Source organism: Natrinema gelatinilyticum (assembly GCF_024266705.1).
In the GTDB taxonomy this organism is placed as follows: Archaea; Halobacteriota; Halobacteria; order Halobacteriales; family Natrialbaceae; genus Natrinema; species Natrinema gelatinilyticum.
Window position 1 is genome coordinate 1,178,056 of the sequence record NZ_CP100757.1, and the last position, 15,001, is coordinate 1,193,056.

Sequence of the window (15,001 nt, forward strand, 5' to 3'; positions counted from 1 at the left end):
TGACGATTGCTCTTGGCCTCAGTGAGAATGCTCAAATCGATTCTGAAGAGATCTATGAGGTCCTCGTCGGGGCGTACGCCGACGGGACCTCGGTCCCCACACTCGGCGAGAACAGGAAAGATTCACCTCACCGAAACACCGTTCTGTACAATCTCCGTGAGATATTCGACCTAGAGTCGGTTGAGCAAGTTAGGAACATGTTGCTCTAGAAGGGTTGATAGCGAGATCGGTTATTTCTATAGTTATCACAAATCCGGTCGTCGATAGCAGAGACTCTTCCCAGTCGCTGTCGGTGGATAGATCGGCGTGGTAGCTCATGGCACCCCTCCTAGGATAATAAACATTGTTTCGGAGTCGTTATCGACCAGCCTGCTGGAACGGCCGTGGATCCCCGCTCACTTTTTCGGCCGCTCGCGTGAAAGAGGACACTATGAACGTCACTCTTCTCAGTACGGGCGGAACTATCGCAAGCACGGAGACGAATGCCGGGGCAAAACCAACGCAGTCGGGACTAGAACTCCTCGAGGCGGTCCCCGAACTCAAGTCATATGCGACGTTTTCAGTCGAATCGGTCGCGCAGATACCGAGTTTCGAGATGGATGCTGCGACGCTCGAGGATATCGCCGGTCGTGTAGGCGAACTCGATGCCGATCCCACAGTCGACGCCGTCGTCATCACCCATGGGACGGACACGATGGAGGAGACAGCCTACTACCTCGACGTCACCGTTCAGCCGGAGACGCCAGTGATTCTGACGGGTGCCCAGCGTCGACCGGACGAGGTGAGTCCAGACGGGCCGAGCAACCTCCTGACGGCAGTTCGCGCCAGTGAGGCGTTTGCGGACCGCGACGCCGACGGGACATTCGTCGCGTTCGACAAGGAACTCTACAGCGCGCGGACAGTGACAAAAGTACATACGTCCGCCCTAGAAGCGTTTCGTTCGCGGAACGCGGGACCGGTCGCGACGGTCGACCGCAACGACGTCGTGATCCACCGGCCACCGCGAAGCGAGACACGGCCGATCGAGACGACATCGCTCATGGCGACCGTCGTCACGATCAAGAGCGGCAGCGCTGTTACCGGAGACCTCCTGGAAGCCGCTCTTGAGAACGATACAGACGGCATCGTGATCGAAGGAACGGGGCTCGGGAATACGACGGCGGGCATCGCCGACGCTGTCCACGACGCGATCGATGCTGGCGTCCCCGTCGTGGTCACGTCACGCTGCCTCGAGGGACGGGTCGCGCCGGTCTACGGCGGCGATGGAGGCGGTGAGCGCCTCCGCGAGTACGGCGCAATCTTTGCCGACGATCTCTCCGCACAGCAGGCCAGACTTCGACTGGCACTGGCGCTCGAAGCGTTCGACGACCCAGAGGCGATCCAGGCAGCGTTCACGTCTTTCGACCGATCACAGTCAGCGACCGATCAGACGTAGTCGCTCTCGCTCTCGTACACCGACGGATCGTCTTTGAACGTCTCGGCGATCGTCTCGAGGGTGACAAACCGCGCGTTCTCGTGGCCCTTGACGTACTGGATGAACTCCTCGAGGAGGGGGATCATGTGGGGCAGGCCGTGGATATCGGGATGGATCGTGAACGTGTAGACGCCCGCGCCACGGCGATTGTAGAGATAGTCGAACTGACGCTTGTAGTACTGCTCGTACAGCATCTCCGGATCCTTGTACCCGGCGTGGTAGATCGGCTGCTTGATGAACAGCATCGGCGGGATGTCGTCGCGATACCAGCTGATCGGGATCTCGACGACGTCGGTCTCTTCACCGTACTGGTATGGCTCCATCCACGTCTCGGGCTCGTTGTCGTACTGGATCTTCTTCCAGCTGTCGCCCTTGCGCATCCAGCCAGGTTCGAACATCCGTTCCATCAGGCTACTGTCGTACAGGAAGCCGTGTTTTTCGACCAACTCTGGCGTGTTCTCGCTGAACTCCCACCAGCTGGCGCGGTGACCGACCGGCTCCGAACCGGTGACGTCCTCGATGAGATCGGTCGAAACCTCGATGATCTCGTCTTCTTGCTCCCTCGAAAGGTCGGTCGGGTTCTCGTGGGAGTAACCGTGAACACCGAGCTCATGGCCAGCGGCCGCAATGGCCTCGATCTCGTCGCGGAAGGTCTCGATCGTGTGACCGGGTACGTACCACGATGTCCGTATATCCTGATCCTCGAAGAGTGCGAGCATGCGCGGAATTCCTTCGTTTCCGGCGGCCAGTCCTCTAGAGAGGTCCGCAGGTGAGTCCGCACCGCCGTAGGAACCCAGCCAGCCGGCGATGCAGTCCGCATCAACACCGATCGCAACATCGACGGTACTCATGATGCAGCAGTGACTCTCACGAACTGGCGTAAAAATATGTATCACGGCCGTCCGTGACCGTACTGCGAATCGACTGGTCGGACCGTCGACGGAGACCACGGTACTGCCATCGCATATCGGCCGCAAGTTCGGAAAAACTCGGCGACCCAGACGCGGTATTAAGACACAGGGTGTCGTTTGTTCGACGTGATTTCGAATGCAGCTGCTCGTACTCGGTGACCTCCATCTCGGTGAGGACGGATTCGTCGTCGACCCACACCCGTCGTGGGACCGGTTCGACGCGGTCCTCACCGTCGGTGACGTAGCTCATTCCCGTGTGACCCTGACGGACGGAAAACCGCAACAGGAGGAACTGGTCGGCGTCGAGGAGGCGCGAGTGTTCTTTCGACGACTGGACGATCTCGGCGTTCCGGTCTTGACCGTCCCCGGCAACCACGACTACCGTCGGCACACAGACCTAATCCGTGGGACGACGCAGGTACGGAACGTTCATCGCGAGACGTGTGCGCTCGAAGGGTATCACGTGGTCGGTCTTGGAAGCGAGAGGTTCGACGACGGCCCCGAGGTCCGATACGATCCCGAAGCAGTGGCCGAAGCGGACGATCCGGACGCCTGGCTCGAGCGGACGCTCGACCGTGCCGGTTGCAGCGAGGCGGACGCGATTCCCGCCGAATTGGGCGACCGAATTGGCGAGTTCGAGAGCCAGTTCGCTACCTACACCGACCGGTACGAGACGCTCCAGTCGCTCGTGACCGAGGCCGAGGCGAGTGCTAGACGGATCGTGCTTACCCACGTCCCGCCGTTCGACACCTCGCTCGATCGCATCACGAAGTCCGTCCCACGCATCGGCGGCCGCCACTGGGGATCGATCGCGCTCAAAAACGTACTCATCAGACACGATATCTCGTTCGTCGCATGCGGCCATATCCATGAGCGTGAGGGTGTCGAGACTGTCGCCGGGACGACCTGTCTCAATGCGGGTTCCCGGAGTGCCTACGCCGTGACACTTGAGGGAGAGGACGTTTCGATCACCGATGTCGAATCACCGGTCGAGTAAGTGAATCTCTATTTAAATGGTTTTGACCACCCACATCACGAAGAGAATGCGTTCAACCGTCCCTCGATGCTATCGACAGGAAAGTCGAAGCACCTCGTCGTGACCGCGAAATACTTCTCTGTTGAATAACAGTGGTTTGGTGAGGAGCCACCGCTGGAGTTGCCTTGTGAACTGCTGACGTGAGGGGCCTCAGAACCGGCGTTGCTTCATCTCCGGTCAGAAGGAGCTAATCAACACGGCAGAACATTGCACAACTCTGTGATCCACTGTGTGATATTTGAACATGCCCGTCAACCGCCTCGAATTTCTGTGAACCGTCTCGGAACCAAGCCCTGTAGCCGTTGCCTCAACTACCTATAAAATTCCTTCCACGACAGGAAAGCCGATTCCTGTTTAAGAGGGATGGTAACGAAGTTGGTGATATGAGTACTGACGAGGCACAAGATTTCGATCCAGAGGCGCCTGAAGAGCGGGAAATTGGCCGTGAGATGGTCGATCAGAGCACGGGGCTCGGGTCGGTGATGGCTCACTGCTATCGCGGTGAGATGAGTCGCGTCACGACGTGGCGCCAGCGCTTGGATGAGACGACCAAATGGGCGGTGATGATTCTTGCTGGGTTGCTCGCTTACGGGTTTTCGACGAGCGGGACGCCTGCCGTGTTGCTCGCCGGTATTGTCGTTGTCGCCATTTTTCTCGTAATCGAGGCCCGTCGATACCAGGACTACGACATCTATCGCGCACGAGTTCGGCTCCTCCAAGAGAACTTGATCGCAAACGCACTCGATCCATCACAGGGTGTCGAGCACCGGAATTGGAGACGTGAACTCAGCGAAGATTTCCGCAATCCGACCTTGAAAACACCGTATTTAGAGGCACTGTCGAGGCGACTCCGTCGAGTATACCTCGCGTTATTATTCGTCTTGCTCGCTGCTTGGCTCTTCCGTCTTACGACCTTTGGGGGCGATGGAACGTGGGTGAGCAACGCCACGATCGGATCAGTCCCTGGATACATCGTGATCGCATCTGTTGGAGCATTCTACATCGGAATACTTTGGATTGCGTTTCGCCCACACCCTCGGCGTTCGAAAGAGGAATTCGATCGAAAAGAGGTACAGGAAGGCAAATGGAAAGATTCGGATCGAGAGTGACGGAACTGTAGTCGGTCTCCGGAGTACGGTTCGAGTCACGGACCGAATCCCTATCGAAGTGGCTTTTCACAGTTTCAATCGCGGATATTGACAGTTCGAGGAAACGCTCTGCTCGAGGAGTTGGACGATAGCCGGCTTCCCCTCCAGCACACCGTCGTTGTCGAGATGACCGCTGTGCTCGCCACGCCCCATGGTGGTTGTACTCCAACAGTTCATCTCACGGATTCACGCTGTATAGCTGCTGTGCCCTCGAGGTAGACACATACTACGGGAGTAAGTGTACTGCTGATCTGTACTCAGAGCATACACGAAGTAGTCGTTTGACGCCAATAGTTATTTAGCGAGTTGTAATCCACCGGTTATATGGATGATTCATGGCCAAATATACTGCTGATACATGGACATGACTTCGGACAGTACCTCGGTTGTTACGGGATCGACATCGAGACACCGCGAATCGATCAGTTAGCGGATAATAGTGCGCTATTCGAACGACATTTCGGGAGTGCCCCTCAGTGTTCTCCCAGTCGTGGGAGTCTTATGACTGGACGATTTCCCCATGTGAATGGATTGATGGGTCTGGCGCATGGCGGTTGGGAACTTCACGATAACGAACGTATATTACCGCAGTACCTCAGTGATATTGGCTATGAAACACACCTGTTCGGTCTTCAGCACATCACTCAGGATACGGATCGACTCGAATATGATTTTGTTCACACAGAAGGCAACCTCTATCCGGGAGTGAAGCCGGCAGTCCACCAAGCTAATCGAGCCCATAGTGTCGCGTCGGTTGTTTCGTCAGTTCTCGAAACCTCTGCATACGAAACTCCATTTTTCGCGTCGATTGGATTCTTCGAGTGCCACCGAGTTGAGGATGAAGATGGCCGGTTCGGATTTGATGCCGAGTATTATAATACCGATGATCCAGACGATATTCAACCGCTCCCGTACCTTCCGGACCGACGGGGAACTCGCCAAGATCTCGCGGAAATGCGCGGGATGGTATACGCCATCGACGAAGCGGTCGGAGCGATCCTCGACGCACTCGAGGAGGCTGCAATCATCGACGAGACGCTCGTAATAGTGACGAGCGAACACGGCATCGCGTTCCCCCGTGCGAAAGGATCCTGTTACGATGCTGGAATCGAAGCGACACTCATAATGCATTATCCGGGCGTCATCGAGGGCGGTAAGCGATATGACGAACTCCTCAGCAACGTTGACATTCTTCCAACTATCCTTGATCTCTTGACCGTCGACGTTCCTGGAAATCTCGATGGGCGGAGTTTTGCAGATATGATCACCGACAGCGGGGACAACTACGACGAACGAGACAGAATTTTCGCCGAAATGACCTGGCACGACATGTATAATCCAGTTCGAGCAATCCGGACGGATCGATACAAATACATTCGGAGCTTCTGGCGCCTCCCGAAGGTCTACCTTCCAACAGATGTATTCGCGAGTGAGGCTGGTCGTGGGGTCCGTGAAAGCTATGGTGTTCCTACACGAAAATATGAAGAGCTGTACGACCTTCGAGATGCACCACAAGAAGACGACAACGTAGTGAACGAACCACGCTATCAGGACGTGCGAATGGACCTCTCGAAGCAGTTATATGAGTGGATGATAGGGACAGAAGACCCACTGCTCGACGGACCTGTCGAGCCAGGCGACTACGCCGAGATTCAGATGTGGCCACACAACGACCCTTAACGCTCGGCTTAGCAAAATCTATTGATTCAGGTCAATAGAGATAGTTTGAATGGATCCTCTGTGTCAATCTTATTCACGACGTCGTAGGCCTTTTCGGTTCCACGGACGGTGATCGTCGTCGCGTCATCGATTCGCACTCCAGCGTCAACGCCTTGGGTCCAGACGACGCCCCGTGGAGAGATGTGTTCGTCCGATTTCAGACGTCAAACGTCGTCCTAGCCCTGGTTTTACAGAGTAACAATTTGTTACAATATGGACGGTATCCCTTTCTCGGTGCGCCGTGTGGAACTAGACATACGATGGACAAAATCACCTCCGACGAGGACGCAACATCGGATTCGTCAACAGACGACGGCTCGCCGACCGTAGATACGCGTGAGTTCGCTGGTCACCCACCACAGTCGATCGCTGACGTCCGGGAGACCTACCGGGAACAAGCTGCGATGATCGATCGAATGAGTTGGCTGAACAGGTTGCTTACGGGCCGGTATCGACAGCGACTCTTCGGCGCGGCCAGTGGTCGTGTCCTAGATGTCGCCTGTGGCGTTGGCACGAACGCTCGGTACCTTCCGGCGGGCAGCGAGTACGTCGGCATCGACATCAGTACCGAAATGTTGGCCAAGGCAGAGCAGCGTCTCGAAGACCACCCGCGCGAGACCAGGTTCTACGAGATGGACGCCCAGGATATGAAGTTCCCCAACGATAGCTTCGAGACGGTCATCTCGTCGTTATCGACGTGTACGTTCCCAGATCCTGCCGAGGCACTCTCGGAAATGGGGAGGGTCTGTACACCAGATGGACAGATCCTGCTCTTGGAACACGGCCGGAGCAGCGTCGACCCGATTGCCCGGTTTCAGGACTGGCGAGCCGATGCGCACTTCGAAAAGCACAGCTGCCGCTGGAATCAGAACCCCCTCAAAACGGTCTCACAGTCCCCGCTCACGATTGTCGAGTCGTCCACTGCACTCCTCGGGAGTGTTACCGCGATCAAGGCCCGCCCAGAGTGATGAGTGTCTCCCGCACCACTGGTTTAGCTGTAATTGAGGGCGCTAACCCCCCTTCCTCAGCGAGCGCCGAAGGCGCGAGCAGCGAGGGGAGACAACGCCCGCACGTCTTGGTTTCGTGTGAATCGGCGCCCTTATTATCATTTCGGTAGAAGATGAAAATAAGATGCTCACCACGCTTCCGGCGGTGTTCAAACGCGACAACAAGCGTGCATCGTCGGTTGTGGCCGAGTGTCGAACCGGTAGGAGCGGGACACTCCGAACCGCCCGTAACGGGAAGCCGCCTGCGGAGTCTGGAACCGTCCCCAGAACGCCAACAGCGTTCTGCCGGGCCGCACGAGACGCTCTGCGTCTTGTGGACGCTGTGGGATCTGTTCCTGCACGTTCCGACACAGAAACAGGAAGCTCCGTCCTCAACAAGCGAGGGCCGGGGAGGCCCGAGCGCGGGAGGGCGGAGTAGTTCACCAGTCGTTTTCTGCTCTGTGCTGCGGCGGAGCAGGCTGTGAAGTTCACGCATGTCGAATTTCTGTTCCTACCGACAGAGTGTAGTATGACCGTCCCCGGTTCTCGTCCGAAAGCAGTACCGAGAATTTCTGAGTGCCGGGCAACGTGGCGACGTTTTTGGCTTACTTGAGCGTCAGATCTCGTTCTTCGAGCACCGGTACTGACGCGTAGACACACACTGGAACCTGCATTTCGCCGTGTCGCTCAATCTCGTATACGTTCTCCACGATCACGGCGACGAGTTCGTCCTCACTGTGGACATCCCGGAATTTTGAGCGCAACGAAATCGACGTGCGGATCGCGGATGCAACGTTTAATAATGAGAAGGAGATTGAATAACAGGAGGAACTATATCTCAAGAGCGAACGAGCGCACAAGACGATCAATCGATCCGTTCGATTATCGGACCCGGTCGATGAAGAAGGTGTCTCGGCGGCGTACTATAACGGCGTACTCACGATCACACTGCCGAAAGTGGAACCGACGAAAGCCGGCGGGAACAAAATCGTGGTCCAGTAATCCCACGGACATACTCGGATCGCCGGTAACGTATCGCGGATTGTCGTTGCGTCCAAGCGCCTCGCCCCGAGCAGCCCCACGGTCGAACCGTCGCGCCGAACGTGATGAGAATCATTGAAGAGACGGTTGGTGGATTCCATGGAAGGACTGTAGTGATTTGGCAAATTTCGATATTTGAGTGGTGAAAATTTCCTGCTTTCACTCTTCGGAGGCACGACGGGATTTTGGCGTCAGCGTACGACGGTAACCGGAACGGTAGCCCGCTCGACGATTGATTTCGCGACACTGCCGAGCAGTAGTTCCGCACGTCCAGTCCGCCCGCGGTGGCCGACGTAGATTCCGTCGAATCCCTCGGCCTCCGCGAAGTCGGCGATTTCCGTGACTGGATCTCCGTACAGGAGTTCTCCCTCGACGTCATCGACGATCTCGAATGCGTCATCGAGAACGTTAGAGCCCCGTTGTTCGGCGTCCTCGATGTTCTCGATGATCAGTCGCTGTTCTGCCTCTGAGAGTGTGGATACGGGTTCGTTTCCTCCCTCGTCGTAGGCGGCGGGATTTACGGCGTGGACCACCGTTATCGATCCTCCTACCGCGGCCGCGATATCAGAGGCGTACTGGAGCGCGTTTTCGGCTTCGTCGGAGCCGTCAACGGCCACGAGGAACTTCATGGCTTCAAGTTCTCCCCGGAGCCAATTAAAACGATCCCCGAACTGCCAACCGTCACGACGTCGGCGTTGCGAAACCCGAGTCGCTGCGAAATGCCCCACTCAGTCTAGCGCAACCTGCTATACCCTTCGAACCTGTTGAGTCCGATGTGCGAGAAGCGAGACGATGTACAAAAACATCCTCATTCCGACTGACGGCAGCGAGGGGACCGAGCGAGCGATAAGCAACGGTCTCGATATTGCACAGCAATACGATGCGTTCGTACACGCCCTGTACGTGATCGACACCGCCGAACTGCTGGAAGTCGGTTACATCGGGGACAGGTCCGATTTCGAAGCGACGATGGAGCGGCTTGAAGGCGAAGCGAAACGGGCCGTCGGCGACATTGGCGAGTGTGCACGGCAAAACGAAGTGGACGTGATTAAGGTCGTTCGAATAGGAGTACCGTACGAGACGATCGTGGAGTACGTCGACGAAGCGAACATCGATCTAATTGTAATGTGCACCCACGGACGGCGTGGCCTCCATAGATACCTACTTGGGAGCGTGACCGAGAAAGTAATACGAGTGGCTGACGTTCCGGTGTTGACTGTTCGAATTCACGACAAGTGAACTACCCCGCCCTACTCGTCGCCTTCGGCGACTCCTTGAGGGCGGCGCTTCCTGCTTCGACGACGCGACTTGCAGATACTTCAGAAGTATCCACAGCGGTCGCAGTCTCCACAGGCGTTGCTTCGGAGTGAACCACTCCTAGGTTCTCCAGACCACGCGACTGGATATTCAACGCCGCGTTCCAATCCCTGTCCAATTCGAATCCACACGACGGACACGAGTGTTCGCGGACCCACAACGGCTTCTCAGTCTCCACGCCACACGATGCACACTCTTTTGTCGTGCCACTCGGTTCGACTTCGATGACGTGACACTCGTTCTTCCGACCGTGATGTTTCAGAATCGTACTGAAGTTTCGCCAGCCAACCTCGGCCTTGTTCCGAGCGTTGCCACTGGCTTCGAGCATCGACTTCACGTTCAAGTCCTCAACGAACACGGCGTCGTGCTCGGTGGCGTAATAGTGCGCGAGTTTGTGCTTATAGTCTCGCTTTTTGTTCGACATACGAGCATGGACCGTCGCGACTCGACGCCGTTGCGTCTCCCAGTTGTTCGACTCGTATTGCTTGCGAGAAAGAGCGCGTTGCTCGCGCTCGAGGCGCTCACGCTCCGCAGACAGGTCGAGACGTCCGATAGACCGTCCATCCGAATCGTGGACGAAGGTGAGAACGCCGAGGTCGATCCCAACCGTGTCTTCCGGCTCAATGTCCGCTGGGTCTGGTTTCTCTGGCGTGTCGGTGCTGATGCAGAACGAGGCGTACCACGCTCCTGTGGGTTCTTTCTTCACCGTGACTTCTTTGATAGTATCGTGGTCGGGAAGGTCACGGTGAAGTCGGAGTGGGATTTCGATGGTTTCACCACGAACTTTTGTGAGTCGGAGTATCGCTCGGTCTCTCGGGCCACTCTTCGTGTCGAGTTCGAAGCCCGATTGCCGGTACGTGAAACTCCGATACTCACGCGGTGACTTCCAGTTCAACGAGCCAACATCGTAGCCCTTGGCTTTGAGTGTGCCGAGGTTGGTGATGTTGGTTCGGATACGCTCGACAGCTTTCTGCAAGACGGTGGAGTAGACCTGTTTGAGGTCAGTCCACTGTTGTTTGAGTTCTGGCAGTTCATCTCGGACGTGCCAGACACGCTGTCGAAGCGTCCCCCCGTCTTCTGGTATCTTGTTGAATTCGTGGAGGGCGTGGTTGTAGAGTTGTCGCACGGTGTCACGAGTCCAGTCGAGACTCTCCCGTTGGGTGGTCGTAGGAAAGAGACGGTATCGTGGACTGTACTCCATGCGACTTGTTTTCGTCTATGGAGTGTAATTTATTAAGTGTTTGTGAGTAGGGGTGTGTGACGATCGTGCGGGTACTGTATCCCCGCCCTACTCGCTCCCGTCGGTCGCTCCTCAAGGACGGGGGCTTAGCACCCTCTCTTTCAGCTAACGACCGACAAATGATGGATTGCGTGGCTGGGTAACCCGAGCTCTGTCCCATGAACGTTTCAGGTGTGAATATAGGTACAAGCTTACGTACGCTGTAAAGAAAGAATGGCTGTCGCCCAGCGGCAGGTGCGAGACGGACAACATCACACCTGTGATGGAACAAGACCGGATCTGAAAGCGGTTTTCGATCGCGGCTGCCGGGATTCAAACGGACTACTGTCAGTTATTACTGGTACACCCGCAGGACGGTCGCGGTTGCACCGGCAAATCGTTACAGCAGACCGTATCAGTCAGTCCGTGCCTGCTCGTCGATCTCGAGAAGCTCCTGATACCGGTTTCGAATGGTGACCTCACTCATGTCGGTCACTTCACTGACGTCCGCCTGGGTGATTTTTTCCTTGATGTCGAGCGTTGTGGCGTAAACGGCCGCGGCTGCGAGTCCGACCGGGCTCTTGCCAACGTCGGCATTCTTTTCTTTACCGGCTCGAAGGAGTTCGCGAGCACGCCGTTCGACCTCTTCCGAGAGGCCGAGACCCGAGACGAATCTGCCGACGTAGCTCTCGGGATCGGCGGGTTCGACTTTGAGGTTCAGTACCTCACAAAGCATCCTCAGCTAACTGACGTTGGAGCGTGAGTTACCGACGAACCAGAGGCCGAATTTGTGCTGTGAAGATCTATTCCTACGATAAGAGATGGGAAGCCGTCGCAGTCGGCGGCGATCAGCCGCCGACGCGACGGTGTTGCCACTAATCGGGAGGGCGTACTCGGTCACCAGTTACCGGCGGAAGCGGTCATCCGGTGGCCGATTCGCGGGGACGGCCCGACGCGCTGCGAGGGCCGTCCACGCTGCCCGAGTCACCATGTCGACGAACTCCTCGAAGGGCCACCACCAGAGGCGACGCCCGCCACGGCGGGGCGTCGCCACGTACTCCCAGTGCAAGTACCGCCAGACGTTCTGGAGCAGGAGACTCAACACAACGAACAGCAGTCGTCTCGCCGGATCTTGCGTCGTCGTTGAGATGATCGTTGATTCGGTGAGGCGGTAGCTCGCTTCGATCCCGAAGCGTTTGCTGTAGTGGGATCGAGCCTGGCGAGGTTCATTGACAAACGGCGCGTCGACGGCGTAGCCGTGACGCGCCACTCCATGCTCACCGTACCGCCCGTTCTTGCAGGTACAATCGATCATCACCGGGAATTCGACGGTCCACTCGTTCTCGCCATAGGACGTCGTGAGATCGTGAGTGATCTCACGACTCCAGCCCGTGCTTAGTTCGTTCTTGATTTTGCTGCCCCACTTGATCACCGGAACGATGTACGCGAAATTGTGTGCCTGGAGTAACGTGAGACACTTGCCGTCGTAGAAGCCGCTGTCGAGATAGACCGCTTTGACGTCAAAATCGAAGTTGTTGAGCAGTCCAAGGAACTCAGCGAGGACGTCGCTGGCGGTGTCGCCGTCGGTGAGACGGCGCACCGCCAAGGTGTATCGCTTGTTGTTCACACGTGCGTAGAGTGTGGCATAAGCATGGAACGCAGTTGTTCCTGCTTTGGCCTCGCTGTAGTAGAGGCCGTTAGTCTCGTCTTCGTCACCGTAGTAGGGCCGCAGGTGGAGGTCTGTGACGACCTCCACCTGCTGAGGGAGCGTTTCGAGGACATCTTGTTGGAGAAGCGTGTTTCCGGTTGATTCGACCGTTTCAAGGTCGAACTTGGTGCGCAAGTGATAGAGAACGTCGTTGCCAGAGGGCGCGTCCTCACTCTTCTCGCAAAGCGATGAGATCGAGGTCCCGTCGGCGGTCGCGCCGACGAGGACCTCGAAAATGTCCTCTGGGTCGATTTCAGCGTTCTCTCCGAGGTCAAGCGTAAACGCACCGGTGAGACCGTTGACGAGAAAGTTAAGGAGCTGGTCTTCGTGGATGTCACTGTCCGCTTGCTCTGTTTGTTTAGGCACAACTCAGCAAGCGGACTTCTCAACTAACGGCTTTGTGAAGTACTGAGGTTGAGTTCGTGAACGATGTATCGGTACGCTCGTTTGAATTCCATTTCGTCGACTCTGCTGACGGCTGTGACCTCGTCGATAGTCCGAGACATCCTGGCCTGCCGGGCAGCGGCGTACGTCGCTGCAGAGGCGATGCCTTCGATCGAGCGGCCCGGAAGGAGGTCCTCCTCGAGGGCGCGCCGATAGATCACGCTAGCGGTCTCGCTAACAGACTTGCTCAGGCTGAGTGCACTCCCCATTCGTTCGATCTCACCGAGGGCTTGTTTGAGGTTCCGTTCTTTCGAATTTCCGGTCCGGAATCGCTCGTCCCACGTCCGAAGACGTTGCATCTGCTGGCGTTTCCGACTCGAGAGCGTCTTGCCGTAGCTGTCCTTATCGAACGATCGTTACCGGAACCGGCGACTGTCTCGTTACCGCTTCCGCGACGCTGCCGAGGAGAACCCGTGACGTCCCGGAGCGCCCGTGGCTCCCGATGACGACGTGGTCGATGTCGTTTTCCTCGACGTATTCCGAAATGGCCCGGGCGGGTCTCCCGCGGATGAGTTCGGTGTCGATCTCGACCCCCTGCTCGGCCGCACGTTCTCGGGCCGTCTCGAGCCGTTCTTCGCTCGCCGCGTTCAGTCGCTCGAGGAATTCGTCCCGGTACAGGAACCCCTCGTTACCGGCCATCTCGGTTCGAGCGAGGTGGATAACGTGCAGTACCGTAATGTGTTCGTTGGGGTACTCCGCAAGCGCGTACTCGAGGGCTTTCGTCGCTTGCTCTGATTGATCGATTGGAACGAGGACGTTTCGGACCATAGTTGACACTATCTCCCAACATCCATATTATCACCCATATGTCAGGTTGTCGGAGTGTAACGCGATAGAGCGTGTTGGACTGGGCGTTCCACCGTGTCACGGTAGAACGCCCGCGGAACCCAACCCCACGGTGAACAGTATAAGTGACTGAATGCGAATAGTGTGGACATGGATACACTGGAGCGGGTCCCGATCGCGACGCCGTTCAGCGTCGGACGAGTGAACTGTTATCTCTTCACTGAGGAGGGTTTGACCGTCGTCGACCCCGGGCCAGCGACTAACGAGTCTTACGAAGAGTTACGAACGGCGCTCGCTCGCATCGACTCTCGTATCGCCGACGTCGACCGAGTGCTTATTACTCATCCCCATATGGATCACTTCGGGCTTGCAGGTCGGATCGTCGAGGAATCGGGGGCACGAGTGTTTGCCCACGAGGACGCCGCCGCACAGTTGTCGGACCCGATCGGGTACTTCGAGACGGAACAGCGGTTTTTCGAACCGTTCCTCCTGTCGATGGGGATGCCCGCGGATACGGTCGACACTGTACTCGAACTTCCTGAGCCGTACACGAATTATCAGGACCCGGTCACCGTTACCGACGAATTAGCCGAGGGGAACGTCGTCGATATTGGCGTCGATCTGGAGTGCATATCCACGCCGGGCCACGCCCCAGGTTCGATTTGTTACAACGCGGTTGCCGAAGACGCGATGCTTACCGGCGATCACGTCCTGCCCGAGATTACCCCGAACCCATTGCTCACCCTCGTCCCCGGCACGGACGACGAGCGAACCCGAAGTCTGCCGACTTATCTCGAGTCGCTTCGAACCGTCCTCGCGATGGACGTCTCGGTTGGTTACGGGGGTCACGGTGATCCCATGCCAGATCTCCAGGTCCCGATTCGAGAGACGATCTCACACCATCAGGACCGAAAGGAGCGAATCGCTGGTCTCGTCGCCGACGACGAACCGGCGACGGCGTACGAGCTCATGAAGACCATGTTCCCCGACCTTCCGGCGACCGAAATGTTTCCCGGGATGTCCGAGGTCATCGGTCACCTCGACCTCCTGGAGGACGAAGACCGCGTCGCAATCGAGGAGTCGGACGGTGTGAAACGGTACGTACTCGAGACGACCGACGACGTTCCGAGATCAGATGAATGAGATTTCTGCCTATCCGACATCGAGGCTACGATAGCCAGAGGGTCTGTACACGTGCTAACGGAAACGCTC

General features: G+C 57.1%; 13 protein-coding genes and 4 pseudogenes. 9 read left to right on the forward strand and 8 right to left on the reverse strand.

What is annotated here, in order from left to right; all coding sequences use genetic code 11:
• Positions 1 to 5: 5 nt before the first annotated feature.
• A pseudogene (locus NJU76_RS23560) lies at positions 6 to 206 on the forward strand (ISH3 family transposase); the annotation flags it as partial.
• A 224-nt stretch (positions 207 to 430) separates the two neighbouring features.
• Positions 431 to 1,435: an asparaginase gene (locus tag NJU76_RS23565; protein WP_254532872.1), complete on the forward strand. Its 1,005-nt coding sequence runs from the start codon at positions 431 to 433 to the stop codon at positions 1,433 to 1,435.
• Here NJU76_RS23565 and NJU76_RS23570 read toward each other — a convergent pair.
• Positions 1,426 to 2,325 (reverse strand): polysaccharide deacetylase family protein, encoded by a 900-nt coding sequence (locus NJU76_RS23570; protein ID WP_254532873.1) that lies wholly within the window; start codon positions 2,323 to 2,325, stop codon positions 1,426 to 1,428. The two genes, NJU76_RS23565 and NJU76_RS23570, sit on opposite strands and share 10 nt — an antisense overlap.
• Before the next feature lie 196 nt (positions 2,326 to 2,521).
• Between NJU76_RS23570 and NJU76_RS23575 the strand changes: the two genes are divergently transcribed.
• The 4 genes from NJU76_RS23575 (at position 2,522) to NJU76_RS23590 (ending at position 7,256) form a co-directional block, all read left to right on the forward strand.
• A complete protein-coding gene (locus NJU76_RS23575; protein ID WP_254532874.1) occupies positions 2,522 to 3,382 on the forward strand; it encodes a metallophosphoesterase family protein in 861 nt (286 codons plus the stop codon).
• Between the two features lie 422 nt (positions 3,383 to 3,804).
• The gene (locus tag NJU76_RS23580; RefSeq protein ID WP_254532875.1) at positions 3,805 to 4,530 is read left to right on the forward strand and encodes a DUF2270 domain-containing protein; all 726 of its coding nucleotides are present in this window, start codon (positions 3,805 to 3,807) and stop codon (positions 4,528 to 4,530) included.
• Positions 4,531 to 4,893: 363 nt separating this feature from the next.
• Positions 4,894 to 6,249 (forward strand): sulfatase family protein, encoded by a 1,356-nt coding sequence (locus NJU76_RS23585; protein ID WP_254532876.1) that lies wholly within the window; start codon positions 4,894 to 4,896, stop codon positions 6,247 to 6,249.
• Between the two features lie 299 nt (positions 6,250 to 6,548).
• The gene (locus NJU76_RS23590; RefSeq protein ID WP_254532877.1) at positions 6,549 to 7,256 is read left to right on the forward strand and encodes a class I SAM-dependent methyltransferase; all 708 of its coding nucleotides are present in this window, start codon (positions 6,549 to 6,551) and stop codon (positions 7,254 to 7,256) included.
• Positions 7,257 to 7,879: 623 nt separating this feature from the next.
• Here the strand turns inward: NJU76_RS23590 and NJU76_RS23595 are convergent.
• Positions 7,880 to 8,038 (reverse strand): hypothetical protein, encoded by a 159-nt coding sequence (locus NJU76_RS23595; protein ID WP_254532878.1) that lies wholly within the window; start codon positions 8,036 to 8,038, stop codon positions 7,880 to 7,882.
• Positions 8,039 to 8,111: 73 nt separating this feature from the next.
• On the opposite strand from NJU76_RS23595, the pseudogene NJU76_RS27240 reads away from it, so the two are divergent.
• Positions 8,112 to 8,276: pseudogene (locus tag NJU76_RS27240) on the forward strand (Hsp20/alpha crystallin family protein); the annotation flags it as partial.
• 230 nt (positions 8,277 to 8,506) lie between these two features.
• On the opposite strand, the gene NJU76_RS23600 reads toward NJU76_RS27240, so the two are convergent.
• Positions 8,507 to 8,944 (reverse strand): universal stress protein, encoded by a 438-nt coding sequence (locus NJU76_RS23600; protein ID WP_254532879.1) that lies wholly within the window; start codon positions 8,942 to 8,944, stop codon positions 8,507 to 8,509.
• A 163-nt stretch (positions 8,945 to 9,107) separates the two neighbouring features.
• Here NJU76_RS23600 and NJU76_RS23605 point away from each other — a divergent pair, with 163 nt between their 5' ends.
• Positions 9,108 to 9,554, forward strand: coding sequence for a universal stress protein (locus tag NJU76_RS23605; protein ID WP_254532880.1), 447 nt, complete (start codon positions 9,108 to 9,110; stop codon positions 9,552 to 9,554).
• Position 9,555: 1 nt separating this feature from the next.
• On the opposite strand, the gene NJU76_RS23610 is transcribed toward NJU76_RS23605, so the two are convergent.
• The 5 genes and pseudogenes from NJU76_RS23610 to NJU76_RS23630 all read right to left on the reverse strand — a co-directional run bounded on the left by NJU76_RS23610 (position 9,556) and on the right by NJU76_RS23630 (position 13,771).
• Positions 9,556 to 10,833: an RNA-guided endonuclease InsQ/TnpB family protein gene (locus tag NJU76_RS23610; RefSeq protein ID WP_254532881.1), complete on the reverse strand. Its 1,278-nt coding sequence runs from the start codon at positions 10,831 to 10,833 to the stop codon at positions 9,556 to 9,558.
• A gap of 433 nt (positions 10,834 to 11,266) precedes the next feature.
• Positions 11,267 to 11,572: pseudogene (locus NJU76_RS23615) on the reverse strand (transcription initiation factor IIB 2); the annotation flags it as partial.
• 183 nt (positions 11,573 to 11,755) lie between these two features.
• Positions 11,756 to 12,925, reverse strand: a complete 1,170-nt coding sequence (locus tag NJU76_RS23620) for an ISH3 family transposase (protein WP_254532882.1) — start codon at positions 12,923 to 12,925, stop codon at positions 11,756 to 11,758.
• A gap of 35 nt (positions 12,926 to 12,960) precedes the next feature.
• Positions 12,961 to 13,350, reverse strand: a pseudogene (locus NJU76_RS23625) (transcription initiation factor IIB); the annotation flags it as partial.
• Positions 13,346 to 13,771 (reverse strand): universal stress protein, encoded by a 426-nt coding sequence (locus NJU76_RS23630; RefSeq protein WP_254532883.1) that lies wholly within the window; start codon positions 13,769 to 13,771, stop codon positions 13,346 to 13,348. The gene NJU76_RS23630 and the pseudogene NJU76_RS23625, both read right to left, overlap by 5 nt.
• A gap of 168 nt (positions 13,772 to 13,939) precedes the next feature.
• Here NJU76_RS23630 and NJU76_RS23635 point away from each other — a divergent pair, with 168 nt between their 5' ends.
• Positions 13,940 to 14,932, forward strand: coding sequence for an MBL fold metallo-hydrolase (locus tag NJU76_RS23635; protein WP_254532884.1), 993 nt, complete (start codon positions 13,940 to 13,942; stop codon positions 14,930 to 14,932).
• Positions 14,933 to 15,001 lie beyond the last annotated feature (69 nt).

Coding starts and splice junctions, on each gene's coding strand:
- NJU76_RS23635 (WP_254532884.1), top strand. CDS start 13,940: ATGGATACACTGGAGCGGGTCCCGATCGCGACGCCGTTCAGCGTCGGA.
- NJU76_RS23575 (WP_254532874.1), top strand. CDS start 2,522: ATGCAGCTGCTCGTACTCGGTGACCTCCATCTCGGTGAGGACGGATTC.
- NJU76_RS23580 (WP_254532875.1), top strand. CDS start 3,805: ATGAGTACTGACGAGGCACAAGATTTCGATCCAGAGGCGCCTGAAGAG.
- NJU76_RS23565 (WP_254532872.1), top strand. CDS start 431: ATGAACGTCACTCTTCTCAGTACGGGCGGAACTATCGCAAGCACGGAG.
- NJU76_RS23630 (WP_254532883.1), bottom strand. CDS start 13,771: ATGGTCCGAAACGTCCTCGTTCCAATCGATCAATCAGAGCAAGCGACG.
- NJU76_RS23590 (WP_254532877.1), top strand. CDS start 6,549: ATGGACAAAATCACCTCCGACGAGGACGCAACATCGGATTCGTCAACA.
- NJU76_RS23600 (WP_254532879.1), bottom strand. CDS start 8,944: ATGAAGTTCCTCGTGGCCGTTGACGGCTCCGACGAAGCCGAAAACGCG.
- NJU76_RS23610 (WP_254532881.1), bottom strand. CDS start 10,833: ATGGAGTACAGTCCACGATACCGTCTCTTTCCTACGACCACCCAACGG.
- NJU76_RS23605 (WP_254532880.1), top strand. CDS start 9,108: ATGTACAAAAACATCCTCATTCCGACTGACGGCAGCGAGGGGACCGAG.
- NJU76_RS23585 (WP_254532876.1), top strand. CDS start 4,894: ATGGATGATTCATGGCCAAATATACTGCTGATACATGGACATGACTTC.
- NJU76_RS23570 (WP_254532873.1), bottom strand. CDS start 2,325: ATGAGTACCGTCGATGTTGCGATCGGTGTTGATGCGGACTGCATCGCC.